General features: G+C 61.2%; 1 protein-coding gene. It reads left to right on the top strand.

What is annotated here, in order from left to right:
• Positions 1 to 12: 12 nt before the first annotated feature.
• Positions 13 to 240, top strand: a 228-nt coding sequence (locus SB822_RS60465; RefSeq protein WP_410859568.1) for a hypothetical protein, incomplete at its 3' end; no start/stop codon positions are given.

Genomic DNA, 240 nt, shown 5'->3' with positions numbered 1-240 from the left:
CAGCTTGCGCATATGGAACAGCAGATCGCCGATTTGCGGACCAATCCGACACCGGCGCCGCTTGACGATACAAGCCGCGCGCAGCTTGCGGCTCTGGAAAAGAATGTTCAGGCAGCCGAGATCAAGGCAGAGGCGGTGGCAGGTTCCTTCACCGATCTTCAGCAGCAATTTGCCGCCTTGCCGAGGGAGGCTGAGCGGGACACGGCGGTCGATACCACTGCTCTGACCGAGCGGTTGGAC

This window comes from Paraburkholderia sp. SIMBA_054, from assembly GCF_046534875.1.
In the GTDB taxonomy this organism is placed as follows: Bacteria; Pseudomonadota; Gammaproteobacteria; order Burkholderiales; family Burkholderiaceae; genus Paraburkholderia; species Paraburkholderia hospita.
This window is presented reverse-complemented; position numbering and strand designations above follow the sequence as displayed.